This is a genomic window from Paraconexibacter sp., assembly GCF_059438195.1.
The window spans coordinates 26103-51290 of sequence record NZ_JBLKKY010000019.1 but is presented as its reverse complement, the minus strand read 5'-3'; the positions used below and the strand labels follow the sequence as shown (position 1 = coordinate 51290).

The following is a 25188-nucleotide window of genomic DNA, read 5'->3' as shown; positions in this document are numbered from 1 at the left end:
TTGCTCTCAGCCCGCCGGCGTGCCCCGCAGCTCGCGCGAGCGCATCTCGCCGCGGGTCCGGGTCGGTGCGTGCCCTGTGAAGGCGGCGCTGACGTGCACGGTGCCGGTGCGCTCCGCGATCTCCTCGCGCACGGGCGTCGGGAGGGCCTCGCTCAACGACCAGCGGCCGTCCCGGATGCGGACGTTCGTGTCGAAGCGGCGGGTCGCGCCGGCGTAGGGGTACTCCAGCTCGACCCGGACGACGCCGCGCACGCGGTCCGCGATCGCGCCCTTCGCCTCGAGCCGCCCGCTGTCGGTGAGTCGCAGCGTGCGGAGGGAGAGCCGCGCCTTGCGTCCGGCGGCGCGGAGGCGGAGGGTCTGCGGGCGCGTCTCGCCGTTGCCGGCGTAGCGGATCGTGATGATCGCGGTGCCCGCTCGCGCCTGGGCGGCGGGGATGCGGTGCCGGACGCGGACGTGGCCGTGCTCGCTGTCGATCGGCGCCGTGAAGCGGGACGTGCGGCCGGCGGCTCGCACGGTCACCTCGACGTCTCCCGACGCGCGCCGGCTGATCGGCGCGAAGAGGTCGAGGCGGCGGCTCGACCTCAGGATCCGAGCTCTTGCGACCTGCAGCTTCGCGCTGTGCTCGGCGGCGGGCCCGGAGCTCTCGACGAACGCGTCCGCCTTGCGAGCCTTCGCCTTGCCCGGCTTCGACTTCCGGGGTGGCTTCGACGCCTCCGGTGCCGGCTCGACCGGGGCGGGGGTCGGCGCGAGAACGGGGCCGGGGGCGGGGGCCGGAGCCGGAGCCGGTGCGGGAGCCGGTGCGGGGGCGGGCGCCGGCTCGGGTGTGGGCTCCGGCGCGGGCGCGGGCTCCGGGACGGGCGTGGGCTCCGGCGTCGGCTCGGGCGTGGGCTCGGGCGTCGGCTCGGGCGTGGGCTCGGGCGTGGGCTCGGGCTCGGGCTCGGGCGTCGGTTCCGGCTCGGGCGTCGGCTCGGGCGTCGGTTCCGGCTCAGGTGTCGGCTCGGGCGCCGGGGCCGGCGCTCCCGCGGCGATCGTGTCTCGGAAGAACGTGTACGCCGGCTTGGGTGAGTAGTCGTCGCGGAGGAGGCCGTAGCCGTTCTCGAGCTGGCCCGAGGCGGTGTTCCCGTCGCGGAGGGCGAACGCGTACAGGTCGGTGACGCCGTAGGTCGCCTGCGTCTCGGACACCGTGTCGACGATCGCGCGGACGACGAGGTCCTGCGTCGCCTCGCTACGGGTCGAGCTCGTCGGGTAGCCGGTCTCGCTCACCACGATGTCGGCGGCGCCGACTCCGGCGGCGGGCATGTGCGAGGTCCGCATCGCGGCGAGCGTTCCGCGGATCGTCTCGTCGACCTCCGTGGCGGTCGGCACCGAGCTCGCCGACGGCGGCGACCACGTGCCGGGGTAGACGTTGACCCCGACGAAGCCGACGGCGCTCGTGAAGGCCGTCCCGCCGGCCTCGCGGAGCTGGGACCACATGGGCTCGGTCGTCGTCGGCCTCGAGCCGGCCGCCCAGTTGAAGCCGACGCGGACGTCGGAGCGGCCCATCGCGTCGAGCTCGCCGCGCGCCGCGGGCACGCCGGCGGCGAGCGCATCGATGACCCCCGGATAGGAGCCGTCGCCCGCGCCAGGCGAGGGGTTGTTCGGCTCGTTTCCGATCGTGATCGCCTCGACGCCCGCGAGCGCCCCGAGCCGACGGGTCTGCGTGCGCACCCACGCGGGATACCCGGCGGCCTTCGACGAGTCGGCCGGCCGGTAGCGCAGGACGGCCGAGACCTTGAGCCCGTTCGCCGACCACCACGTCGCCTCGCTGAGGAGGCCGTCGACCGAGGCGTTCGAGACGCCGTCGTAGTCGCCGTAGACGTGGACGACGAACTCGCGGCTGCCCTTCAGCTCCCGAACGGTGCGCATCGACTCGTCGGCGTTCTCCGGGACCGCGGGCGAGATCTTGGACGTCGCGCCGGCGGCGCCCCACGGGTAGATGCCGAAGCGCAGCCCGTCGGCGGCCTGCGCCGAGCCCGGCAGCACGGCCGGGGACAGGACGAGGAGGAGAGCGAGGCGCGACAGGACGTTGCGCGACGTCGCTCGACGAGGACCGGCGGAGGGAGCAGGCATCTCCCTCTGCGTCGGGCCGTCGCGGGGACCGTTCGTGCCCTGCGCGCTGCAGTGGACGTGTGTTCTAGCCAGCGCGAGAAACGCACTCTCGTCCGCGAGGGCCCCGCCGCCTCAGCGCGGGATCCAGCGGAAGAGCACCTCGCGACGCGCGAGCTCGGCGAGGAGGACGACGCAGGCGGCGAGCACGATGCTGTTGCCGATCGGCCCGAGCCCGTCCCCGGCGAGCGCCGGCACGCTCGCGAGCGCGATGCAGAGCGGGACGTGGACGATGAAGACGTAGAACGAGCAGCGTCCGAGGGGGAGGAGGAGCCACCCCGCGGCCCGCTCCGCCGCGGCCGTGTGCCGCCGCAGCAGCGCGTAGACGGCGACGCCGAGCGACGTCATGACGGCGAGGCGCACGGGGTCGAGGAGGCCCTTGTCGAACCGCGCCTCCTTCCACTCGAGGACGGGCTCGGGCGCCACGCCGGTCTGGAGGCAGACCGCCGCCGTCGCGGTCGAGGCGACGAGGAGCCCGAGCGGCCGTCCGACGCGCCGCAGGGCCGCCTCGACACGCAGCCGGTGGAAGCCCACGGCCATGCCGAGCACGAACGGCAGCTGCCAGACGAGGAGCGGGAACGGACCCTCGGACTGGGTGGGGAGGACGTCGACGTTCAGCACCCGTCCCACGGCGTAGATGCCGAGGCTGCCGGCGAGGAGCAGCGCCGCGTGCCCGCGCGCGAGGGCGAGGAGGACGAGCGGCGCGAGCGCGAGGGCGACGACGAAGAAGCCGAGGATGTTGAACTGCCACGGGCCGGCTTCGAGCGTGACGATGCCGAGGAGCGCGTCGAGGACGCCGTCGGCGGCGTAGAGGTCCCGCCCGCTGCGCGAGACGGCGACCGCGTCGGTCGCGAGCCCGGGCACGAGCGTCGCGAGGCCGACGAGCGCGACGACGACGACGGAGGCGACGTAGAGCTTGCGAGCGCGCTGCAGGAGCTGCAGTGAGGCTTCGCGACCCCCGAGCCGCCTCCACCTGCGGCCGTAGACCATGCCGACCGCGATGCCAGACACGGGGACGAGGATCTCCGCGGCGGAGAGGACCGTCCCCGTGGCGACGGCGAGCCAGCCGGGGATCTGGGCGTGGTTGACGACGAGGATCGCCATCGCGAGGCCGCGCAGCAGATCGAGCGCGACGTCGCGGCCCGGAGGCCGCGGACAGGGGAGGACGGGCCAGTTCTCGAGCTCGGCGCCCGTCGCGGGCACAGGGAGGACGTCATGCGCCCGACCCCGGGCCCCCGCATCGAGCAGCATGTTCGGGCACCCTAATGCTCTTGCCCGAGGGATGTCGCTAGGGTCCCCGCGCATGCCGTCGCACCATCAAGCTGTTCGTGCTCGCCGCCGATAGGCAGCGCATGTTCCCCACCGGCTTCACCCGCGCCGCGCGGACGAGCATCGCGACGCTGGTCGCGTCGTCGGCCTCTCCGTCTCGATCGCCGCCCCCCGCGCCGAGGCCGCGCTGCCCATCCGGGGCGTCGCGGTCGACATGTTCCTCCACGAGTCTCCCGACCGCGTGCTCACGGACATCGACGAGGCCGCGAAGCTCGGCTCGACGACCGTCCGGCTCACAGTTCACTGGTCGGGCCTCGAGGTCTTCGGGCCCGGCGAGCACGCCCGGTGGTACCTCGACCGCATCGACGCGGCGGTCGCCCGCGCCGGCGCGCGTGGGCTGAAGGTCCTCCTCACGCCGGTGTTCACGCCGAGCTGGGCGTCGTCGACCGGATTGCAGAACACCCCGCCCGACGATCTCGGGTCCTACGGGCGCTTCGTCGCGTTCCTCGCGCAGCGCTACGGCCCCGGACTCGCCGGCATCGAGGTCTGGAACGAGCCGAACCTCCAGAGCTTCTGGTCGACCGCCGATGCGGCCGGCGCATACGCCGATCTCGTGCGCGTGGCGCATGCCGCGATCGAGGCGGCGGCGCCGTCGGTGCCCGTGGTCGCCGGCGTGCTCTCAGGGGCCGACGTCGCCTTCCTCGAGTCGCTCTACGCCGAGGGCATCCAGGGCCACTACGACGTCCTCTCCGTCCACGTCTACAACGACGGCCGGCATCCCGAGGAGCTCATCGACCCGCAGTTCGCGCACGCGACGTTCCTCCAGGGCCTCCGTTCCCTGCGCACGACGATCGAGAGCCACGGTGAGACGAGGCCCGTGTGGATCACCGAGCTCGGCTGGAACACGAGCACGATGCGTGACGCGTCCTGGCTCAACGGCGTGACGCTCGACCAGCAGGCGGAGTACCTCGGCCGCGCGCTCGAGATGCTCGAGAGCCCCGACTGGGGGATCGACTTCACCTCGGGTGTCATCGTCTACCGGCTCCGCGACACCGGGACCGATCCCGATGACCCGCAGCAGAACTACGGGCTGCAGTTCCACGACGGCACCCAGAAGCCGAGCTACCGCGCCGTGCGCTCGGCATTCGGCGTGCGCGGCAAGCCCAAGCGCTGAGTCCCGACGACCCCGGCTGGTCGCGTGCCCGCGGGCGTCTCGTCCGCCGGCACGCGCGTGTCCGCGCCGTCGCGGGCCCGGGTCGAACACGCGTCCACGGTCGCGGATGACGAGGCCGCCGTCCGGCACACTGCGCCGATACCGGCTGCATGGCGGTGCTTCGCCGTGCAATCGTGACAGCAGTCGTCGCCGTCGTGACGACCGGCCTCGCCGGGGCTCGGCCCGACCTCGACCCCGCCCACGCGGTGCTCCCGGTGCGCGGCACGGCGATCGACGTCCTCCTCCACGAGGACCCGTCGCTCGCCCTGCGGGACGTCGACGCGGCGGCCGAGCTCGGCTCCACGGCGGTCCGGCTGAGCATCCAGTGGTCGGGTCTCGAGCCGGTGCGCCGCGGCGAGGTCGCCCAGTGGTACCTCGATCGCATCGACGCCGTCGTCGCCCGCGCTCGCGCGCACGGCATCTCGGTCCTCCTCACCCCGGTCTTCACACCGCCCTGGGCGTCGTCGTCCGGGCTGCCGAGCGCGCCTCCGGACGACCCCGCCGACTACGCGCGGATCGCCGCGTTCCTCGCCGGCCGGTACGGATCGGCGCTCGCCGGCATCGAGATCTGGAACGAGCCGAACCTGTCGAGCTTCTGGTCGGCTCCCGACGCCGCGACCGCTTACGCGGGGCTGCTCCGCGCAGCGCATGCGGCGATCAAGGCCGCCGACCCCTCGGTCCCGGTCGTCGCGGGCGCCATCTCCGGGGCGGACACCGGCTTCCTCGACGCCCTCTACGCCGCGGGGATCGGCGGCAGCTACGACGTCCTCTCGGTGCACGTCTACAACGACGGCCGAGCGCCCGAGGCGCTCATCGATCCCCGGTGGGCGCACGCGACGTTCCTCCAGGGCCTCCGGTCGCTGCGCGACGCGCTCGTCGCGCACGGCGAGCGCCGCCCGGTCTGGATCACGGAGATCGGCTGGAACACGAGCACGCTGCGAGGCGCGCTCTGGCTCGACGGCGTGACCCTCACCGAGCAGGCCGACTACCTCGCGCGCGCACTCGCCATGCTCGAGAGCCCCACGAGCGGCGTGGACTTCGTCTCGGGTGCGCTCGTCTACCGGCTGCGGGACATCGGCACCGACCCGGCCGACCCCCAGCACAACTACGGCCTCCAGCACGAGGACGGGACGCCGAAGCCGAGCTTCGGCGCGGTCCGCGCGGCGTTCACCGAGCCGCCGCCCGCCGCACCGGTGCCGACGGCCTCTGCCGAGACGGATCCTCCGGCACCCACGTCGGTGACCGCACCGACGGCGCCGCCACCCGCGGCCGCCCCACCCGCAGCGGCCCCACCCGCGGATCCCGCGGCGGCGAGTCCGCCCGCCCCCCGGTCGCCCGCGAAGCTGCGCGTCCGGCGCGCCCGGCTCCACGACGGGCGCCTCGACGTCCTCGCGGAGATGACGCGCCGCGCGACGGGTGAGCTCGAAGGCGAGCTCACGGCCGGCGGACGTCGGCACCGCTTCCGCGCGAAGATCGACGACAGCGGTCGCATCCGCATCGACGAGAAGCTGCCCCGGGCGATGCGGCGGTCGCGCACCGGCATCGTCGAGCTCTCCTACGACGGGAACGAGCGGGTGCGCCCCGACGACGTCCGCGTCCGCGCGGCGCCCCGCAAGGCGAAGCTCCGGCGGACCCGTGCGACGCTGGACGACGGGCGGCTCCGCGTCGAGGGCACGATCAGCGACCGAGCGAGCGGAGTCGTCCGCGTCCGCCTCGAGACCGAGGGCGCCGACGGCGTCGTGCGCCGGACGCGCATGCGGGCCCGTATCGAGGACGGGCGGTGGGCACTCGACGAGCACCTCACCGGACCGGCGGCGACCGGCGGTCAGCTCTCGATCCAGTTCACGGGCGACCTCGGCGCGCGCATGCGCGGCGAGCAGACCGCGAAGCAGGTCGGCTGACGGAGCGCTACGGCTGCGTCGGGGTCCACCTCCCCGGCAGCTCCTTCACGCCGTACATGAAGTTCGAGAGCTGGATCTTCGGCTCGTCGACGACGAGGTCCGGCATGTGGGTGAAGACCTCCCGGAGGCCGGCCTTCACCACCTGCCGCCCGAGCTCGTTGCCGAGGCAGAAGTGAGGACCGCCGCCGCCGAAGGAGACGTGCTTGTTCGGGTGGCGGTCGAGCCGGAACTCGAACGGGTCCCCGAAGACGTCCTCGTCCCGGTTGCCGGAGATGTACCAGAGGACGACCTTGTCGCCCTTCCTGATCTGCTGGCCGCGGAGCTCGACGTCCTCGAGGGCGGTGCGGCGGAAGTGCATGAGCGGAGGCGACCAGCGCAGGAGCTCGTCGATCGCGCGGTCGATCCGGCCCTCGAAGTCCTCGAGGAGCCATGCCTTCTGCTCGGGGTGCTCCTGGAGGTCGTAGAGCGCGTGTCCGAGAGCGTGACGGGACGTGTCGTTCGCCGCGCCGGAGAGGAGGGCGAAGAACGCTCCGAGCTCCTCGTCGGTCATCGACCGGCCCTCGAACTCGGACTGGAGGACCCACGTCATGAGGTCGTCTCCCGGCTCCTGGCGCCGCGCGGCGGCCTCTCTCATGGCGATCCCGTGGAGGATCGCGTGGGCGCCGGCGAACACCTGCATCGGCGGCGTGCCGTCGGAGGTGTACTTCGGGTCGCTCCAGCTCCCGAGCTGCTCGGAAGCCTCGATCATCTCGTGGACGGCCGCCGGGTCGGTGACGCCCATGAAGCTCGAGAAGATCCGGCCCGGGAGCTGCTTGCAGAACTCCTCGGCGAGGTCGCCCTCGCCCTTCGGCGCGACCTCTCGGACGAGCTGCTCGGCGTGGTCCCGGATCCAGTCCTCCATCTTCCGCATGTTGCGAGGACCGAACGCCTTCTGGACGATCCCGCGCATCTGGGTGTGCGCAGGGGCGTCCATGACGATGAACGAGAGGATCGTCTCGAGCTGCGGGAAGTCGTCGACGAACACGCCCTCGGCGGAGCTGAAGATCTTCGGGTCGCGCGAGAGCTTCACGATGTCCTCGTGCTTGGTCACCGACCAGTAGCCGAGCGCGTTGTCCATGCCGGGGGCCAGCGCCTCCGGGGGCTCGTGCCAGGTGACGGGCGCCTCGTTGCGCAGCCTCGTGAACGCGCGCTCGCGCTCGGCAGGCGGCTGCTTCCAGAAGTCGAGCGGGCTGAGGTTCGTGTCGACGGGGGCGGTGGCCACGGCTGCTTCCTCCTCGAGGCGGTGTCTGCCTGTGAGACTCGCGCCGTCGACGGCGCCCTTCGGCCCTCCATCGGGGGGTTCGCATCCTGCAGGGGTGGCACCGGCCTTGGCCGGGTACGTGGCGAGCGTGGCGCGAGCGCCCTCCTCCCACGACACCCTCGGTGGCGACTTCAACGGCCTCATGGGCCTCCTCGACTCGCCGATGTTCATCGTCACCGCGCGGCGCGGCGATGAGCGCGCGGGCTGCCTGGTCGGCTTCGCCACCCAGGCGAGCATCCGGCCGCCGCGCTTCCTCGTCGCCCTCTCCGACAAGAACCTCACCTTCCGCGTCGCCCGCGAGGCCGGTCTTCTCGCCGTCCACTTCGTGCCGGCCGGGGCGACGGACCTCGCCGAGCTCTTCGGCGGCCGGACCGGGGACGACATCGACAAGTTCGCGTCCTGCCGGTGGCAGGACGGGCCTGGGGGTCTGCCCCTCCTCGACGACTGCCCGGACCGGTTCGTCGGCGAGATCGTGGAACGCGTCGCGTTCGGCGATCACGTCGGCTTCGTGCTCGAGCCGGTCGTGGTCGAGCACGAGAGCGCCGGGCGGCGGTTCACGATGCACCGCGCGAAGCGGATCGAGCCGGGACACGAGGCATGAGCGCGGCGCGCTTCCGCCGGCTCCTGCCCGACCCGGCAGCCCCGCCCGCGACCGCCGGCGAGCTCGTGGCGGAGCTCGACCTGCGGGCCCGCGCCCCCGCCGGCCGTCCGGCCGTCGTCCTCAACATGATCGCGAGCCTCGACGGTCGGGTCAGCGTCGGCGGCCGGACGCGGCCGCTCGCGAACGCCGCGGACCACGACATGTTCCACGCCCTGCGGACGGCGGGCGACGCCGTCCTCGTCGGCGCCGGGACGGTGCGGGCCGAGGGCTACGGCGAGATGGAGCAGCTCGCGGTCGTCGTGTCCCGCAGCCTCGATCTCCCGGTCGACCGGGGGCTGCTGTCGCACGCCGGCAACCGCGTCGTGCTCGTCACCGACTCCGATCGAGATCTGCCCGACTGCGCTGCGCAGGTGGGCGCGATCCGACAGGAGGCCGTGGATCTCGGGCGGGCGCTCGGCGTCCTGCGCCGCGACCACGGCGTCGAGGCCGTCGTCTGCGAGGGCGGTCCGCACCTCAACGGCGCGCTCCTCCCCGAGGGCCTCCTCGACGAGCTGCACCTCGTCGTCTCACCGCTCCTCGTGAGCGGCGCCGACCCCCTCACGCTCGTCGAGGGGCCGCAGCTCGCGCCCGCGGCGCGGGGCGAGCTGCTCTGGCTCCTCGAATCGGGCGGATACCTCTTCACCCGGTACGCCCTCGGGTGACCGTCACTTCTGCTTCGGGCTCTTCGGCTCCTTGGCGGGCTTGGTCTTCCCGGTCGGCTCGGGGTCCGGCTCGGGCTCGGGCGTCGGCTCCGGCGTGGGCTCCGGTGTCGGCTCCGGCGTGGGCTCGGGCGTCGGCTCCGGCGTCGGCTCGGGGGTCGGCTCCGGCGTCGGCTCGGTCGCCGGGGCGCCCGTCGCGATCGTCGCGCGGAACGTCTCGAACGCGGGCTTCGCGGAGTAGTCGTCCCGCAGCAGGCCGTACCCGTTCTCCATCTCGCCGGAGGCCGTGTTGCCGTCACGCAGGGCGAAGGCGTAGAGGTCGGTCACCCCGAAGAGCGACTGCGTCTCGGTGACCGTGGCGAGGATCGTGCGGACGACCATGTCCTGCGTCGCCTCGGATCGGCCCGCCGAGGTCGGGTAGCCCGTCTCGGAGACGATGATCTCGGCCGCGCCGACGCCCGCCGTGGGCATGTGCGTCGTCCGCAGCGAGGCGAGGGTGCCCCGCATCGTCTCGGCGATCTGCTCGCTCGTCGGGACGCTCGACGCCGACGGCGGGGACCAGGTCCCGGGGTAGACGTTGACGCCGACGAAGCTCACGGCGCTCGCGAACGCCTCGCCGCCCGCGGAGCGCAGCTGCGACCACATCGGCTCGGTCGTCGACGGCGAGGAGCCGGCCGCCCAGTTGAACCCGACGCGGACGTCCGTGCGCCCGACGGCGTCGAGCTCGGCACGGGCGGCGACGACGCCCGAGGCGATGCCCTCGATGACGCCGGGGTACGAGCCGTCACCCGCGCCCGGGGAGAGGTTGTTCGGCTCGTTGCCGATCGTCACCGACACGGTCCCGGGGAGCGCGGCGAGCCGCCGCACCTGGGTGCGGACCCAGTCCGGGTATCCCGCGGCCTTCCTCGAGTCCGCCGGGCGGTAGCGCAGGACCGCGGACACCTTCAGCCCGTTCGCCGACCACCACGTCGCCTCGCTCAGGAGGCCGTCGACGGAGGAGTCGGACACGCCGTTGTAGTCCCCGTAGACGTGGACGACGAGCTCCTTGTCGCCCCGCAGGAGCTGCACCGTCCGCATCGACTCGTCGGCGTTCTCCGGGACGGGCGCCGAAGTCTCGGACGTCGTGCCCGCGGCGCCCCACGGGTAGACGCCGAACCGGAGGTCGGCATGGGCGGAGGCGGGGATCGCGGCGCTGCCGAGCACGGCCATCAGTGTGAGACCTGTGGCGCCGCGGCGCAGCGCCCCTGCGCGGGGAAGGCGGGGAAGGAAGGGCATGTGGACCTCGTCGGGTGCCGACGCGCGCGCGGGGTGAGAGGCGTCGCCGAGGTGGACGGGTGTATCAGGCGGCGCGAGGAATCTCCGCACGCCGTCGTGCAGTTCGCGTCCTCTGCGGCTTTCCCCGCACCGGCATCGGGTCGAGCACGGAGGACGTCCCCGGCCCCCGCCACGAAGATGCGGCCCACCCGATCAGGAGGATCCATCGATGCCCCGAATGACGCGCATCAAGCAGCCGACCGACCCCCACACCGCCGCGCACGATCCCGACCCGACGGTCGCCTACGACCTCCGGGGCACCGTCCGGTGGCTCGACCGGGAGACGCAGCGCATGGTCCTCCACGTCGAGGACGCCCACGGCCGCGGGACGCGGCTCGTCGGCGAGGACCTCACGATCGCGATCGACGGCGGGACGGCGGGCATCGACGTGTCCGGGGACGCCGGTGAGGCCGACGAACTGCTGCCCGGCGCGTCGGTCCGCGTGAAGACGAGGCTGCCTCGGGACCTCGGCATGCACGTCCCCGACCTCATCACCGCGACGCGGATCGAGACCGTCTGAGAGCAGGACCGGTCCGGCCGGTCCCGTCGGTCACGCGACGGGATCGGACGGGTCGGGCGTCTCCTCCCGGTGGGCACGCCCAGGGGCGTCCTGCCCGAGGATCGCACGCAGGAGCGCGATGACGGCCCCCGGCGCCTCGTCCTCGAGCCGCCGCAGCCCGTCGGCGGTGAGCACGCGGAACTCCGAGTCCTCGTCCGCGCAGACGTCGGTCGAGTGCGGAGTCCCGGTCATGAGGGACCTCTTCCCGAAGCTCGTCCCGGGGCGGAGCACGGCGAGGTGCCGGACGTCGTCGCCGCGCCGCGTCACCGCGCTCGCGCGCCCGTCGACGACGAGGAAGAGCGCCGCCGGCTCGTCGCCGCGCGCGACGACGACGTCGCCGGCGCTCGCGGTGCGCGCCTCGAGGACGTCGAGCACCGCTGCGCGGTCGTCGTCCCGGAGCTCGGTGAGCAGGGGATGGACGTCGGGCGCGACCCGCCGGCCGTTCGGCCCGACGCCCCCGTGACGGCGCAGCAGCCGGTCCTCGGCCCACGCGATCGCGCCGTCGAGCTCGGAGAACAGCAGCGTGGAGGAGAACCGCTCGTGGGGGACGCGTCCCTCGGGATCGACGAGGGCGACCCCGCAGCGCTCGGCCTCGAGGATCTCACGGGCGTCGGCGAGCATGCGGCGCGCGATCGCCGCGACGTCGTCGACGCGCCGCACGTCGAGAACGACGACGTCGAGGTCCTCCGCCGCCGCGGTGAGCGCGCGGATGACCGCCTCCGCGCCCGCGAAGAGGATGTCGCCGTGCAGCTCGAAGACGCGGGCGCGGTGGCCGACGGCGTCGAGGATCCGCTGCTCGTCGGGCGTGCGCCGCCGGTTCGACGGCGATCGGTGGACGTCGTAGGAGGCGCGGAGCGCCGAGCGGCGCGCCTGGGTCACCCGCAGGAAGTGCAGCTCGAGGTCGACCGAGAGCTGCCGGCAGGCGTTCACCGCCCGCACGCTGTTGCCGTGCGCGTCGAGTCGCGGCGAGTAGACGGCGATCGCGAGCTGCCCCGGGAGGACCGCGAGGACGCCGCCGGCGACGCCGCTCTTCGCGGGGAGCCCGACGTCGGCGACCCACTCGCCGGCCGAGTCGTACATCCCGCAGGTCGTCATGACGCTGAGGACCCGCTCCACGAGCGTCGAGTCGAGGACGCGGACGCCGGTCCGGGGATGCTCGCCGCCGTTGGCGAGGGTGGCGCCCATGAGCGCGAGATCGCGGCAGTCGACGAGGAGCGAGCACTGTCGGAAGTAGAGGTCGACCGCCGGCCCGGGATCGCCGTCGAGGACGCCCGCCCCGCGCAGCAGGTGCCCGATCGCCCGGTGGCGGTGCGCGATCGCGAGCTCGGCGGCGAGGACGCGCTCGTCGAGCTCGAGTTCGCGGCCCGCCCAGTCGGAGAAGGAGCGGTGCAGGCGCCGGTAGCGCTCGTCGTCGTCGGCGCCGGCGACGAGCCCGGCGGCGGCGATCGCGCCCGCGTTGATCATCGGGTTGCGCGGCCGGCCGGTCCGCGCCTCCAGGCTGATCTCGTTGAACGCGTCCCCGGACGGCTCGACGTCGATGCGCTCGTCGACCTCGGCGAGCCCGCGGTCGGCGAGCGCGAGCCCGTAGGTGAACGGCTTCGAGATGGACTGGATCGCGAACGGCGCGTGCGTGTCACCGACCTCGTAGAGATGCCCGTCGACGGTCGCGAGGCAGATGCCGAAGTGATCCTCGTCGACCCCCGGGGACGGCGCGATCGCGTCGTACACGTGGCCTTGGCGGTCGTCGGCGAGTGACCGGTGGACGGTGGCGAGATACTCCTCGACGAGCGGCCGCATGGCGGGCACCGTACCGCCGCGGATCGCGCGCGCACACGGGCCCGCGTCCAGGGCGCCCCGGCCGGAGCTCAAGTCGCCCGGTCCTGCTGCCGAGAGAAGGGCGACGCACGGACGCGTTTCCCCGTAAGGCAAGGAGGCCGCATGACCCGCCCCATCTTCATCCTCTCGACGACGGCGCTCGCCTCGATGGCGCTCGCGGCGCCGGCATCCGCCTCGGCGGCGACCGACACCGCCGCTCCGCAGCCCGTCGTGCAGGAGAGGCTCCTCGGAGGTCTGCTCGACCCGATCCTGGACCCCATCCTCGACCCGGTCCTCGGAGGCGGTGACAGCGGGACGACGACGGATCCCGTCGACACGAGCCTCGTCACGACCATCGTCGGCGACCTCCTCGGAACGGTCCCGCTCGGTGAGACGGCTCTCACCGATGTCGTGACCGACCTCCTCGGGGCCGGCGTCACCGGCGACAGCACGGTCGTCGGCGGACTCGTCGAGAGCCTCCTCGCGACCTCCGGCGGCACGCTGCCGGTCGGCGACCTCGTCGGCGCCCTGCTCGCCGACGGCATCTCGGCCGAGCTCGTGCCCGCCCTCCTCGCGCAGGCGCTCACGGCCGCGGGCGCCCCCGCGGAGCTCGTCGCGTCGCTCGTCGCCGGGGCGACCGGCGAGCTCCTCGTCGCGGGGCTCCCCACGGACCTCACCGATCTCGACGCGGTCCTCGGCCTCCTCGGCGGCGGCGCGAGCCTCACCGGGACGCTCCTCGAACCCGTCGCCGGGGTGCTCGACATCGTCGCGGCGAACCCGATCGTCCCGCCGGAGCTGAAGGCGACGCTCACGTCCCTCTCGACGCAGATCCGGAGCACCGGGGACGGCCTGCTCTCCGCCGACCTCGCCGGCTCGCTCTCCGGCGTCCTCGGAAGCCTCGGCTCCGCGACGAGCGGCACGGGCAGCCCGATCTCACCGGTCCTCGCCGGGCTCGGGACGCTCATCTTCGGGGCGAGCCAGCCGGCCCCCGCGCCGACACCCGGCACGACGACGACGACGCCGACGTACGTCTTCGTCCCGCAGCAGACGGCCACGCCCGCCACGGCGCCGGCTCGCTTCCGCTTCACCCGCGACATGCGGGCCCGCGTGACGCGCGTCCGCGTGAGCCGGACGCGGCGCACCGTGAAGGCGACGCTGTCGTGTCCGACGGTCGCGGTCGTCGGCTGCGCCGTGCGCTCGCGCATCCGCTACCGGGGGGCCTCGGTCGGCAAGTCGAAGGCGCTCATCATGCACCCGGGGACGAAGCGGACCGTGAGCCTCCGCATCCCGGCGTCGCGCGCGAAGACCGTCAAGCGCCGCGGCGGCCGCGTCTACGTTCGCGCCGTCTCCTACATGGGGTCGATGACGCCGACGGCGAGCCGGTCGGTGCGCGTGAAGAAGGTCCGCAGCGGCACGACGCGCCGCACGAGCAAGAGGTAGGGCGCGGCCCTCCCGCGGCGGGCGTCGCACGACGCCCGTCGCGGCGCGCTCGGGCGGATGTGCAGGGACGGCGGACGTTGCGTCGAAACCCTTCTCCGCCCATGAAGAGGACGGCCACCACCACCATCGCCCCGCCGCACGAGGCGCACGGACACCAGTCCCTCTCGGACTACGTGCAGTCGCGCTTCGACGAGTTCTCCCGGTCGCAGAAGGACGTCGCGCAGTACATCGTCGACCATCTCGACGAGGTCGCGTTCCAGACCGCGGAGGAGCTCGCCCGCCGGGCGAACACGTCGAGCTCGACCGTCGTGCGCTTCTCGCAAGCGCTCGGCTTCGAGGGATTCCCCGAGCTGCAGCACGCCGCGCGGGAGGAGTACCGCCGGCGTCACGAGTCGGGGTCGAAGGCGGGACGATCGTCCGAGCCGCTCTTCTCGCTGGACCGCAGCGAGTTCGAGACCGCGCTCGCGGCCGACCACGCGAACGTCGAGAACACGGCGCGCAAGACGTCGAGGTCCGACGTCGACGCGGCGATCGAGGCGATCGCGCGGGCGGACCGCGTGCTCATCGCGGGCACGGACCAGATGGCGTTCTTCGCGAGCTACTTCCGCCACCTCCTCATGCTCCTCGACCTCCGCGCGGAGATCGTCGCGAGCCCGTCGCAGGAGGCGCTCTCGCGCCTCGGCCGCATCGACGACCGCACGCTCGTCATCGGGCTCTCGGCCGGCCGCGCGCACCCGCTCGTCGTGCGGGCGATGAAGCTCGCGCGCCACCGCAAGGCGCGGACCGTCGCGATCACCGACGCGACGCTGTCCGAGGTCGCGAAGCTCGCGCAGGTCCGGCTCTACTACTCGAGCGACAGCCCGGCGTACGTCCGGTCGCACACGGCGCTCCTCAGCATCGTCCAGGCCCTCGCGTACGGCGTGTACGCGCGGGACGCGGAGCAGTACGCGGATCGCATCAAGGCCTTCCGGCTCAAGTAGTCGCGCCCTGCCGCGGAGGCGCGGGCACGGGCCTCGGTGACGGGGCCGTCCCGGCGACGCACGCCGGGCGCGGGGGAGAGGGGGCCGGGGAGGACGCGCCGGTACCATGGGTGCATGCGCGACGAAGCGACTTTCCGGGTCAAGGCAGGCCTCGCCGAGATGCTCAAGGGCGGCGTCATCATGGACGTCGTCGATCCGGAGCAGGCGAAGATCGCCGAGGCGGCCGGGGCCGCCGCGGTCATGGCGCTCGAGCGCGTCCCCGCCGACATCCGCCGTGACGGCGGCGTCGCGCGCATGTCCGACCCGGAGATGATCCGCGGCATCCAGGAGGCCGTGACGATCCCCGTCATGGCGAAGGCGCGGATCGGCCACTTCGTCGAGGCGCAGGTGCTCGAGGCCCTCGAGGTCGACTACATCGACGAGTCGGAGGTCCTCACCCCGGCCGACGAGGCCCACCACATCGACAAGTGGGCGTTCAAGGTCCCGTTCGTCTGCGGGGCGACGAACCTCGGCGAGGCGCTGCGGCGCATCGGCGAGGGCGCGGCGATGATCCGCTCGAAGGGCGAGGCCGGGACCGGCGACATCGTCGAGGCCGTCCGGCACATGCGGATGATCACGGGCGAGATCCGCCGTCTCGCGACGCTCGACGACGCCGAGCTCGCCACCGTCGCGAAGGAGCTGCAGTCCCCGCTCGACCTCGTCCGGGAGGTCGCCGAGCGCAAGGCGCTCCCGGTGCCGCTCTTCTCCGCCGGCGGCATCGCGACCCCGGCCGACGCCGCGCTCATGATGCAGCTCGGCGCCGAGTCGGTCTTCGTCGGCTCGGGGATCTTCAAGAGCGCCGATCCGGAGGCGCGGGCCCGCGCGGTCGTCGAGGCGACGACGCACTACCGCGACCCGGCGCGCATCGCGAAGGCCTCGGAGGGCCTCGGCGAGGCGATGATGAGCCTCGAGGTCTCGAAGCTCGGCGAGGAGCAGGTCCTCGCCACGCGCGGCTGGTGAGCGCCGGCGACACCGCCGAGGACCGCCGGCCCTGCGTCGGCGTCCTCGCGCTCCAGGGCGGCTACGACGCCCACCGCCGTGCGCTCGAGTCACATGGCGTCGACGTGCGCGAGGTGCGCGTGCCCGCGGACCTCGACGGGCTCGACGGGCTCGTGCTGCCCGGCGGTGAGTCGACGACGATGACGCTCGGCATCGAGCGGGAAGGGCTCGCCGAGCCGCTGCGCGCCTTCGCGAGGAACGGCGCGCCCGTGCTCGGCACGTGCGCCGGGCTCATCATCCTCGACCGCGCCCACCTCGACGTCCTCGACGTCGTCTGCGAGCGCAACGCCTTCGGCCGCCAGCTGCAGAGCTTCGAGGAGGACCTCGAGCTCGACGGCGTCGAGGGCGGGCCGATGCGCGCCGTCTTCATCCGCGCGCCGTGGGTCTCGGAGCGCGGGCCCGGCGTGGAGGTGCTCGCCGAGGTCGACGGGCACGTCATCGCCGTCCGTCAGGGAGCGATCACGGCCGTCTCGTTCCATCCCGAGCTCACCGGGGACGACCGTCTCCACGCGGCGTTCGCGGCATCGGTCCGGGCACGGTGCGCCGCCGACGTCCCGGGCGAACGGCGCTGACGACGGCGCTCAGCGCCGCTTCGGCACCGTCACGGTGACCTCGACGGGGTTCGGGTCGAAGAGCATGCCCGGTCCGCCGACGTGGAGACGCACGCGGTGGCGCCCGGCGCTCAGGCCGCGCAGACGGATCGTCCGCCCGACGCGCGCCGTCCGCGGCCGGCCGCCGTCGACCCGGTAGACGACGCGGTTCGCACGGGGGTCGTCGGCCTCGATGCGGATCTCGGGCACCCGCGAGCGCCGCTTCGCCGAGGCGAGCTTCCCGTCCGGGGCGGCGAGGAGCCGCGCGAAGGCGTCCGCCTCGCGGTTGGCGTCCGGCGGGACGAGGTTCGCGGCGGTCGAGACGAACGTCGCGACCTGGCCGTCGTCGGTGATCGACGGGCGCTGGAGGATCTGGTCGAGGAGCTCGAACCCGCGACGCGAGGAGTCGGCGGCGACGTCGACGACGGACGTGAGGCCGAGCTTGCGATCGCGGACGAAGAGGTCCTCGCGCGTCGTGCCGCCGGCGGCGAGGTTCGTCGCGAACGACTGGAAGGCGACGAAGCGGCCGTCGGCGCTGATCGACGGCGTCACGCTGTCGTTGTTCCCCTGGGTCCCGGTGTTGCCCGCGCTCACGAGCGACGTGCGGTCACGTCGCCGGTCGCGGACGAAGACGTCCGTGCGCTCGTTCTGATCGAAGCGCGTGAGCTCGTCCGAGGGGGAGTCGAAGACGACGTAGCGGCCGTCGTCGCTCACGTCGCTCACCGGCCGGAACGGGTCGGCGAAGGCGTCGCGCTGGCCGCGGTCCTCGCGGGTGACGGACACGAGCTCGGTGCGCGCGGCGCGGCGGTCGCGGACGAAGACGTCGGCGGTCGCGTCCCGGTCGTCCCGCGTGAGGTTCTTCGCGTTCGACGCGAACGTGACGTAGCGGCCGTCCTTCGAGATCGCGGGGGTGTCCGAGCGGCCGTTGGCCTCCGCGCCGTCCCGCCCTTCGCTCACGCGCACGATCCCGCCGGTGTCGAGGTCCATGAGGAAGACGTCGGACTCGCCGTTCGTGTCGCCGGGCACGAGGTTGCTCGCGTCGGAGGTGAAGGCGACGTAGCGGCCGTCCCCGGAGACCGCGGGCTCGCGGGACGCGCCGTTCGCCGGGGCGCCCCCGAGCCCGCGGGAGACGAGGACCGGCGGCTCGCCGTCGATGCTCGCGAAGACGTCGGAGAGGCCGTTGCCGTCCGCCGGGACGAGGTTCGAGGCCAGCGACGAGAACGCCGTCACCTGGCCGTCCGAGGACATGGAGGGCTGCAGCGACGGGCCGTTGGCCGCGACGCCGAGCGGGCCGACCGAGACGATCTTCGCGGCGCGCGTGTCGAAGTCGACGATGACGATGTCCGGGACGTCGCCGTTGCCGTCGAAGGGCGCGATGTCGGTGGCCAGCGTCGTCATCGCCGCGCCTTCGCCGTCGCCGGAGACGACGACCTGCGTCGTCGATCCGTTGGCCGGCAGCGCTTGTGCGTTCCCGCTCACGACGAGCGTCCGGGATGGGAACGTCGCCGCCTCGGCGGCGTGGCTGGACAGCGCGACGAGGAACGTCGCGAGGAGGGCGGAGCGGGTTCGGATCACGATGGAGGCTGTCGGCCCGGGGCGTCGGCGGGAGCGCTCGGCGCCGGCTCGCTCGCCGCCGGAGCGGGCGCGGGAGCCGGGCTCGGCGCGGGAGCCGGTGCGGGCTGGGGTCGGGGTGCGGGTGCAGGCCGCGGCGCGGGGGCCGGAGCGGGGGAGGGGGCCGGACGAGGCGCGGGCGCCGGTGCAGGGGACGGCGCCGGTGCGGGTGCCGGTGCGGGAGCGGCGACGGGTGCGCTGCGGGCGGGCGGAGGGCTCGCCGCGGGCGTGGACTTCTTCTTCTTGCTCTTCTTCTTCGCGGCCTTCTTCGGCTTCTTCTCCGAGGAACGCTGCGGGGTCGAGCCGGACCGCTCGCTCTCGACGGCGCGCCCCGGCCCGGAGGCGTCGCCGCCTCCGCCCGGCGGCACGTCGGGGGACGCGCTCCCCGGACGGCTCTCCGCGGCGCTGTCGCTCTGGCTCGCCTGCTCCGAGCCTCCGCTCACGGCGATCGCCGTCGCTGCGCCGCCGAGGACGACGATGGCCGAGAGCGCGCCGGCGAGTGAGCGGTGGCCGGACACCCACGCGCGGGGGCGCGCGAAGGGCGGCCGCGTCGGCGACGCACCGGTCGGCTCGGCCGGCGCTGCCGCGGCTGCCGGCGCGCCCTCACGGGGGGCCCAGGCGAGATGGTCGCCGTCGTGCTCCGGCGCCTTGCGATCGTCGGCGGGCAGCCAGGACGACGTCGCCGCCGACGAGGGGGTCGGCGACGTGCCGGAGGCAGCCGCGTCCGTGAGGTCCGAGGGAAGCCACGCGGTCGTGGTCTCGTCCCGGGACGGGGACGCCGGCGAGTCCGCGGGCCCGACGGCCGACCCGTCCGCCGTGAGCTCGGCCGGCAGCCAGTCGGCCGCCCCGCGCGGCTGGGAATCGTGGTCGGGTGTCTCCGGGAGCCAGGACACGTGCTGCAGTCTTGCGCGCGGGCGCGAGCCGTGCGTCAGCAGCCCCGCTGGCCGAAGACGACGGGCAGCGTGCGGACGAGCAGCTTGAGGTCGTTCCACAGCGACCACTCCGCGACATACAGGTAGTCGATGCGGACCATCTCGTCGAAGGGGATCGCGTTGCGGCCGAGGACCTGCCACGGTCCCGTGAGCCCGGGCGTGAGATCGAGCCGCGCACGATGCCAGCCCAGGACCGCGGTGTCCTCCTCGGGGATGAGCGGGCGCGGGCCGACGAGGCTCATCTCGCCGCGGAGCACGTTCCAGAGCTGCGGGAGCTCGTCGATGCTCGTGCGGCGGAGGATGCGGCCGACCCGCGTCACCCGCGGGTCCGACTCGATCTTGAAGAGCGTGCCGCCCGGGACCTCGTTGAGCGCGGCGAGATCGGCGCGCATCGCGTGGGCGCCGTCGACCATCGTGCGGAGCTTGAGCATGGAGAACCGCTGGTTGCCGCGGCCGACGCGGTCCTGGCGGAAGAGGATCGGGCCGCTCGACGTCGCCTTGATGGCGAGCGCGGCGATGATGAGGAGGGGCGCGGCGATGAGCAGGCCCAGAGTCGCGCCCGCGATGTCGAGGCCGCGCTTGAGGCGCAGCGTCGAGCTCGTCCGCAGGACCGGGCGGACGCCGAGGAGGGTGACGCCCTCGACGTTGTCCAGCTCCACCGAGGTCCCGCACACCTCGTAGAGCCGGGGGACGATCGAGATCTTCACGCCGAGGCGCTTGCTGCGACGCACGACGTCGATGAGCGACTCGTGGTCGGAGGCGGTGAAGGCGACGATCGCCCGCTCGATCTCGTGCTCGGCGCAGATGGTCTCGAACTCCTCGAGGGAGCCGAGTCGTGCGACCGCGCCGTCCCCGATGAGCGGAGGCCGGGAGCTGTCGGTCGCGTCGACGAAGCCCGCGACCTCGTTCCCGAAGTACGGACGCCGCTGGATCTTCCGCGCGACGAGATCGCAGACGTAGCCGGAGCCGATGACGAGGATGCGCTCCGGCGGGAGGGCGTGCCGCACGAGAGCGCGCGCGGCCGCGCGTCCGGCGAGGAGGACGGCCGTCCCGGTGATCGCGAAGGCGGCGGCCTGCGCCTGCGCGAAGTCGACGTCGGCGATCGGCGCGAGCATGAAGAGGAGCCCTGCCGCGAGCAGCACCGACTCGGCGACCTTCGGGATCTCGTCGAGCGTCGACGCGCGAAGGAGGTTCACGTCGCGGTCGTACTGCCGCATCGCCTTGTTGATGACGAGCCAGATCGCGAGCACGATCGCGGGGAGCGGCGTGACGAGCGCCGAGTCCGTCGGCGCGAGGACGAGCAGGGCGAGGGCGTAGGACGCGCAGAAGGTGAGGACGTCCGCTCCGGCGAGCGCACGCCGCCGGAGAGAGTCACGGCGGGCCGTGACCTCCGGGACGTGCCGGGCGAGGAGGGTGAGCCCCACCTCGTCTGCAGAGACGCGGGGCACGCGTCCCCCCCCGAATGGACGGGCACGTCGACTCCGCTGACGGACCGGCTGCGAAACCCCCACGCTTCCCCCTCGCTTCTGGACCTGCGAAAAGACGCGTCAGCGCTGCGCGGCAGCGCGTGTCATCCGCGCCGCGACGGCCGCATGCCGCCGCGGAGGACGACCACAGCGCCGCCTGCGAGCAGCGCGAGCAGCACCCACGGCACGGTCCCCGCCGCACCGTCGGTCTCCTCGGTGACGATCGCCGAGGCACGGTCGATCGCGATCTGCTCCTGCGTCGTGACCGCGCCCGTGAGGATCGCGGCGAGATCGGCCTTGCCGTCGTCCGTCTCGATGTTGTCGACGACGAGGACGCCGAGATCCTCGAAGAGCTTCGCGTTCGACGGGTCCGCGTCGCTCGCCTCGACGAAGGCGAGCGGGATGTCGGCCGAGAGGAAGCCCTCGGCGAGGCCGTCGAGGAACTTCGACTCGTCGTCGGAGAGCTTCACGTCCTTGGTGAGGACGGCGCGGGCGACGGGCTCGAACTCGGATTCGGCGCCGAAGAGCGCAGCGAAAGCGTCCTGGGCGAGCGGCGTCCCGGAGACGAGCTGCGCGGCGAGGGCGCGGCCGATCGCCTCGGGGTCGCCGCCGAAGGACTCCGCGAGATCGCTGCCGAGGAAGTCCTTGATCGCGTCAGAGGACGAGAGCGGCTGCACCTCGAGCGCGAAGCCGGCACGCTGGACGGCCTCGCGGATGTCGGCCTCGGTCTCGTCGGTGAGCGGCCCGAAGGAGAAGTTGAAGACGATGGGCGCCGCGGGCGCGGTCGCCGAGGGGCTCGCGCCCGAGCCGCCGGATGTGCGCTGGCCGCTGCCGGCGCCCTGGCCGTTGCCGGCGCCCTGGCCGGCGCCGCCACCCTGACCGCCCTCGGCGGTCTCGCTCGCGACGTCCTGCCCCGGGGGGCTGTCCGGCGGCGGGTTCTGCGGCGGCTGGGCAGGCGGATTCCCCTGACCCTGGCCCGGCGATGCCGGCGGGCCCTGCGGCGGTGTGCCCGGCCCGTACTGATCACCGGCCGGCGACTGTGCGGATGCCGTCCCGGCGAGGGCCACGACCGCAACGGCCGCGGCGAGCGAGGCGCGAAGCCCCTGCCTAGCGATTCCCGTGCTCCCCATAGCGCGGCAAGCTACACGTCGGCGAAGCGGAATGCCACCAGCCTCGCAACATTTCGCCCGGAAATCAGGGTTTGCACCGAGCGGGAGCCGGTCAGCTTCCGCGGGCGGGTCGGCCGTCGGAGGCGAGGAGCACCGCGCCGCAGGCGAGAGCCGGGAGCGTGACGGCCGCGACCTGCCAGTCCCAGTCGACGGCGGCGTGGACGAGCCAGACGCAGACGACGCCGGCCGCCCCTGCCAGCACGGTGTTCGAGACGTCGCGACGGAGTCGGCGGATGCGCCCGACGCCGAGGACGAGGGCCCCGAGGAGGATCGCGAGGAGCGCCCCCCCGACGAGACCCCTCTCGCTCGCGATCTCGAGCGGCAGGGAGTGCGCGTTGCGGAAGTTCTCCGCGACGTCGCGGTCCCGGATCCAGCGGATCCGGTAGCCGCCGACGCCGTCACCGCGCAGCGGGTCGTCGCCGATCGCATCGAAGGCGACCTCGTAGGCCTCGGAGCGGGAGGAGCGACTCGTCGTGAGACGCTCCTCGCCGGCCGGAAGGGCGCCGCTCGGCTCGAGGAACTCCGAGTACTGGCGGTCGAGGAAGTCGCCGAGGGCGGACGTGCCGCTCGCCGCCCGGCCCTCGATCCGGTCGGAGAATCCCGCGTAGACGCCGACGAGGAGGAGCGCGACGAGGAGCGCGGGCGCCGCCTTCACGAGGCCCGGCGCGCGTGCCCGGGCGGAGTACCGCTGCCGGCGCGTGAGGACGCGCACGCGGGAAGCTGCCGCCTGCGTGGCGCCCACACCGGCTGCCACGAGGAGCACGAGGAAGAGGATCGGCGCGCCGACGTCCTGCTGCGCGGCGAGCGTCCCGGGCTCATCGACGAGGATCGGCTCGGTGCGGACGATGAGGACCGCGATCGCGGAGCCCACGAGGACGAGCGTCGCTGATGTCGCGAGAGCGAGGCGCCGCCGCGAGAGCGCGAGCACGACACCCAGGGCGATGACGAGGGCGATTCCCGACGCCCGCGACAGGGTGAGGTAGAGGACGCACCCGGCGATCGTCCCGCCGGCGGCCGCGAGCCCCCTGACGGCGAGGTGCGAGCGCCGGTCGGCCGCGATGCCGACCGCGGCGAGAACCGCCATCGCCGCCACGGCGCCGAGGGCGTTCCAGTAGCCGACCGGGTGGGACAGACGGCCCTGCGCATAGGCGAGCAGCTCGGGGTCGGTCGCGATGAGGTCGGGCTGCATCCGGCTGATGAGCGCGAGGACGCAGGCCCCGACGAGCACGAACGCGACGACCCCGACGAGCAGTCCGCGGCGACGGCGCGCGGTGACCGCGAGGACCGCGAGCGCGAGGAAGGCCGCGTACGTCACGTCCCGTGCGAGCCCCAGCTCGGCGGCTGCGGGATCCGGTGACCACTCCGAGGAGAGCCCGCCCCATGCGGCGAGGCCGACGAGCGCGGCCAGCGCGACGAGCGCCGGACGGCTCGGTCGCCGGTGCTCGAGGAGGCCCGCGGCGAGGCCGGCCGCCACGCCGAGCGCGGCGAGCGCCCCGACGCCGAGATAGTCGTCCGGGAAGTAGCCGCCGTCGCTGAGGACCGCGAGCCCGCAGAGCACGCCCACGAGAAGGGTGAGTAGGAGCGTCGTGATGAGGATGAGGGCGCCCGGCCCGTCCGGCGCGGCCGATGGGCGCGTGCGCGCGGGCGGCGCGGCTGTCGTCGGGGCCTCCACGGGCGCGGAAGGCTATCCCGTCCGACGCCCCCTCGTGACGGTTGCGGCTAGTCTGGCGCCGTGCCCGGCCAGCGCCGACTCGCCAGCCTCCTCGCCGCGGTGGCCGCTCTCGCGGGCGGCGTGTGGCTCGCGGCGCAGTGGCGCGACGAGTCTCGGCTCGCGGACGCGCGCGAGGCCCTCGTCGACGGACGCCCGCAGGACGCGCTCGCCGACGCGACCGCCGTCTCCGGCTCGTCGATCGACGCTCGGGCGGCGCGGGTCGCTGCGGCCGCCGCCCTCGGCCTCGGCGACCTCGAGGCCGCCGCCGGTCACATCTCGCGGGCGGTCGACGCCTCCCCGAACGACTGGGAGCTGCGCTACGACCGCGCGGTCGTCCTCCGCCGGCTCGGCCGGCTCGAGGAGGCCGAGGAGGAGATGAGCAGGGTGCTCGCCCTCAATCCGCGCGTGCCGCTTCCCGCGGGCTTCCGCGGCCCCGACCCGGGCTGACCTGCGGCGCGTTCACCGCACGGCGCGCAGGTGCCGGGCCGCCCGCAGGCCGGTCCGGTGGGCCCGGCGCCACTGCCGCAGCGTCGCGAGGCCGTGCCCGTCGCGCCGGCGCAGCCGCCGCGCGGCGATCCTCGCCTCGACCCCCGCGAGGTTGATGAGCGCGACGGCGCGCGTCCGGACGGCGCCCCGCCGCCGCAGGAGCCAGGCGTAGGCGCGCTCCTGGGCGCGGACGAGCCGCTCCTCGCCGAACGCGGCGCTCGTCGCCGCGCTCACGTGATGGACGACCTCGGCGCTCGGGACGTACACGGTCTTCCACCCGCGCTCGTGGAGCCGCCACCCGAGGTCGAGGTCCTCCGCGAAGAGCCACTGGGCCTCGTCGAAGCCCCCGACGTCGTCCCACGCGGTGCGGCGGACGAGGAGCCACGCGCCGTGGAGCCAGTCCACCGTCCGCTCGCTGACGCCGTCCCACTGCCCTTCGATCGCGAGCGCGCGGCCGAGGCCGGGGAGGACGTGGTGGAGCCCGAGGTTGAAGGCGAGCGAGCGCGGGACGGTGGGGAAGGGGTGGGCGGTGTGCTGGCGCCGTCCGTCGGGGTGGACGAGCTTCGGCCCGAGCGCGCCGGCGGTGGGGTGGCGACGGCCGGCGGCGAGGAGCGCGGCGAGCGCCTCCGGCGTCGGGGCGGTGTCGGCGTTCGCGGCGACGATCCACGGCGCCGAGGTGCGCGCGGCGACGAGGTTGACCGCGGGGCCGAACCCGAGGTTCTCGCCCGGCTCGAGGACGGTCGCCCACGGGGCGCGCTCCCGCGCGGCGGCGGCCGATCCGTCGGTCGACCCGTTGTCGACGACCCACACCTCGGCCCGTCCGGCGCGCACGTCCGGCTCGAGCGCGTCGAGGCAGGCGAGCAGGAGGTCCCGCGTCTCGTAGGAGACGACGGCGACGGCGACGTCGGCGGGCATGCGGCGGGGATCCTGGCCGATCTGCGGTGCTAGCG

General features: G+C 74.0%; 20 protein-coding genes. 10 read left to right on the top strand and 10 right to left on the bottom strand.

The window, feature by feature from the left end:
- Positions 1-6: 6 nt before the first annotated feature.
- Positions 7-2109 carry a glycoside hydrolase family protein gene (locus tag ACME2J_RS08960; RefSeq protein WP_495544555.1) on the bottom strand — a complete coding sequence of 701 codons (2103 nt, stop codon included), beginning with the start codon at positions 2107-2109 and terminating at the stop codon, positions 7-9.
- A gap of 111 nt (positions 2110-2220) precedes the next feature.
- A complete protein-coding gene (gene opgC, locus ACME2J_RS08955; RefSeq protein WP_495544554.1) occupies positions 2221-3348 on the bottom strand; it encodes an OpgC domain-containing protein in 1128 nt (375 codons plus the stop codon).
- 280 nt (positions 3349-3628) lie between these two features.
- Here opgC and ACME2J_RS08950 point away from each other — a divergent pair, with 280 nt between their 5' ends.
- Positions 3629-4588 (top strand): cellulase family glycosylhydrolase, encoded by a 960-nt coding sequence (locus ACME2J_RS08950; protein WP_495544553.1) that lies wholly within the window; start codon positions 3629-3631, stop codon positions 4586-4588.
- A 173-nt stretch (positions 4589-4761) separates the two neighbouring features.
- The gene (locus ACME2J_RS08945; RefSeq protein ID WP_495544552.1) at positions 4762-6528 is read left to right on the top strand and encodes a cellulase family glycosylhydrolase; all 1767 of its coding nucleotides are present in this window, start codon (positions 4762-4764) and stop codon (positions 6526-6528) included.
- Between the two features lie 7 nt (positions 6529-6535).
- Here the strand turns inward: ACME2J_RS08945 and ACME2J_RS08940 are convergent, their stop codons facing one another.
- A complete protein-coding gene (locus tag ACME2J_RS08940; RefSeq protein ID WP_495544551.1) occupies positions 6536-7789 on the bottom strand; it encodes a cytochrome P450 in 1254 nt (417 codons plus the stop codon).
- Between the two features lie 181 nt (positions 7790-7970).
- Between ACME2J_RS08940 and ACME2J_RS08935 the strand changes: the two genes are divergently transcribed.
- Entirely contained in the window at positions 7971-8429 is a 459-nt protein-coding gene (locus tag ACME2J_RS08935) for a flavin reductase family protein (RefSeq protein ID WP_495544570.1), read from the top strand.
- Positions 8426-9130, top strand: a complete 705-nt coding sequence (locus tag ACME2J_RS08930) for a dihydrofolate reductase family protein (RefSeq protein WP_495544550.1) — start codon at positions 8426-8428, stop codon at positions 9128-9130. The genes ACME2J_RS08935 and ACME2J_RS08930 overlap by 4 nt, the downstream gene beginning before the upstream one ends.
- Positions 9131-9133: 3 nt before the next feature.
- Here the strand turns inward: ACME2J_RS08930 and ACME2J_RS08925 are convergent, their stop codons facing one another.
- Positions 9134-10402: a glycoside hydrolase family protein gene (locus tag ACME2J_RS08925; protein WP_495544549.1), complete on the bottom strand. Its 1269-nt coding sequence runs from the start codon at positions 10400-10402 to the stop codon at positions 9134-9136.
- 208 nt (positions 10403-10610) lie between these two features.
- Between ACME2J_RS08925 and ACME2J_RS08920 the strand changes: the two genes are divergently transcribed.
- Positions 10611-10961: a hypothetical protein gene (locus ACME2J_RS08920; RefSeq protein WP_495544548.1), complete on the top strand. Its 351-nt coding sequence runs from the start codon at positions 10611-10613 to the stop codon at positions 10959-10961.
- Between the two features lie 30 nt (positions 10962-10991).
- Here the strand turns inward: ACME2J_RS08920 and glsA are convergent, their stop codons facing one another.
- Positions 10992-12797, bottom strand: coding sequence for a glutaminase A (gene glsA, locus ACME2J_RS08915; RefSeq protein ID WP_495544547.1), 1806 nt, complete (start codon positions 12795-12797; stop codon positions 10992-10994).
- A 141-nt stretch (positions 12798-12938) separates the two neighbouring features.
- Between glsA and ACME2J_RS08910 the strand changes: the two genes are divergently transcribed.
- The 4 genes from ACME2J_RS08910 (at position 12939) to pdxT (ending at position 16845) form a co-directional block, all read left to right on the top strand.
- Entirely contained in the window at positions 12939-14255 is a 1317-nt protein-coding gene (locus tag ACME2J_RS08910; protein WP_495544546.1) for a hypothetical protein, read from the top strand.
- Positions 14256-14356: 101 nt separating this feature from the next.
- On the top strand, positions 14357-15235 hold the full coding sequence (locus tag ACME2J_RS08905) for a MurR/RpiR family transcriptional regulator (protein WP_495544545.1): 879 nt from the start codon (positions 14357-14359) through the stop codon (positions 15233-15235).
- 114 nt (positions 15236-15349) lie between these two features.
- On the top strand, positions 15350-16234 hold the full coding sequence (pdxS, locus tag ACME2J_RS08900; protein WP_495544544.1) for a pyridoxal 5'-phosphate synthase lyase subunit PdxS: 885 nt from the start codon (positions 15350-15352) through the stop codon (positions 16232-16234).
- Entirely contained in the window at positions 16231-16845 is a 615-nt protein-coding gene (gene pdxT / locus ACME2J_RS08895) for a pyridoxal 5'-phosphate synthase glutaminase subunit PdxT (protein ID WP_495544543.1), read from the top strand. The genes pdxS and pdxT overlap by 4 nt, the downstream gene beginning before the upstream one ends.
- A gap of 9 nt (positions 16846-16854) precedes the next feature.
- Here pdxT and ACME2J_RS08890 read toward each other — a convergent pair whose 3' ends face one another.
- The 4 genes from ACME2J_RS08890 to ACME2J_RS08875 form a co-directional block, all read right to left on the bottom strand.
- Complete coding sequence (locus tag ACME2J_RS08890; RefSeq protein WP_495544542.1) at positions 16855-18438, bottom strand: TolB family protein; 1584 nt, start codon at positions 18436-18438, stop codon at positions 16855-16857.
- A 964-nt stretch (positions 18439-19402) separates the two neighbouring features.
- Positions 19403-20854 carry a sugar transferase gene (locus tag ACME2J_RS08885; protein ID WP_495544541.1) on the bottom strand — a complete coding sequence of 484 codons (1452 nt, stop codon included), beginning with the start codon at positions 20852-20854 and terminating at the stop codon, positions 19403-19405.
- Between the two features lie 122 nt (positions 20855-20976).
- On the bottom strand, positions 20977-21939 hold the full coding sequence (locus ACME2J_RS08880; RefSeq protein WP_495544540.1) for a hypothetical protein: 963 nt from the start codon (positions 21937-21939) through the stop codon (positions 20977-20979).
- Positions 21940-22093: 154 nt separating this feature from the next.
- Entirely contained in the window at positions 22094-23713 is a 1620-nt protein-coding gene (locus tag ACME2J_RS08875; protein ID WP_495544539.1) for an O-antigen ligase family protein, read from the bottom strand.
- A gap of 60 nt (positions 23714-23773) precedes the next feature.
- On the opposite strand from ACME2J_RS08875, the gene ACME2J_RS08870 reads away from it, so the two are divergent.
- Positions 23774-24199 carry a tetratricopeptide repeat protein gene (locus tag ACME2J_RS08870; protein ID WP_495544538.1) on the top strand — a complete coding sequence of 142 codons (426 nt, stop codon included), beginning with the start codon at positions 23774-23776 and terminating at the stop codon, positions 24197-24199.
- A 12-nt stretch (positions 24200-24211) separates the two neighbouring features.
- On the opposite strand, the gene ACME2J_RS08865 is transcribed toward ACME2J_RS08870, so the two are convergent.
- Positions 24212-25153 (bottom strand): glycosyltransferase, encoded by a 942-nt coding sequence (locus ACME2J_RS08865; protein WP_495544537.1) that lies wholly within the window; start codon positions 25151-25153, stop codon positions 24212-24214.
- Between the last annotated feature and the right edge of the window lie 35 nt (positions 25154-25188).

Coding starts and splice junctions, on each gene's coding strand:
- ACME2J_RS08920 (WP_495544548.1), top strand. CDS start 10,611: ATGCCCCGAATGACGCGCATCAAGCAGCCGACCGACCCCCACACCGCC.
- ACME2J_RS08930 (WP_495544550.1), top strand. CDS start 8,426: ATGAGCGCGGCGCGCTTCCGCCGGCTCCTGCCCGACCCGGCAGCCCCG.
- pdxS (WP_495544544.1), top strand. CDS start 15,350: ATGCGCGACGAAGCGACTTTCCGGGTCAAGGCAGGCCTCGCCGAGATG.
- glsA (WP_495544547.1), bottom strand. CDS start 12,797: ATGCGGCCGCTCGTCGAGGAGTATCTCGCCACCGTCCACCGGTCACTC.
- ACME2J_RS08910 (WP_495544546.1), top strand. CDS start 12,939: ATGACCCGCCCCATCTTCATCCTCTCGACGACGGCGCTCGCCTCGATG.
- ACME2J_RS08905 (WP_495544545.1), top strand. CDS start 14,357: ATGAAGAGGACGGCCACCACCACCATCGCCCCGCCGCACGAGGCGCAC.
- ACME2J_RS08865 (WP_495544537.1), bottom strand. CDS start 25,153: ATGCCCGCCGACGTCGCCGTCGCCGTCGTCTCCTACGAGACGCGGGAC.
- ACME2J_RS08950 (WP_495544553.1), top strand. CDS start 3,629: ATGTTCCTCCACGAGTCTCCCGACCGCGTGCTCACGGACATCGACGAG.
- ACME2J_RS08925 (WP_495544549.1), bottom strand. CDS start 10,402: ATGCCCTTCCTTCCCCGCCTTCCCCGCGCAGGGGCGCTGCGCCGCGGC.
- ACME2J_RS08935 (WP_495544570.1), top strand. CDS start 7,971: ATGGGCCTCCTCGACTCGCCGATGTTCATCGTCACCGCGCGGCGCGGC.
- ACME2J_RS08960 (WP_495544555.1), bottom strand. CDS start 2,109: ATGCCTGCTCCCTCCGCCGGTCCTCGTCGAGCGACGTCGCGCAACGTC.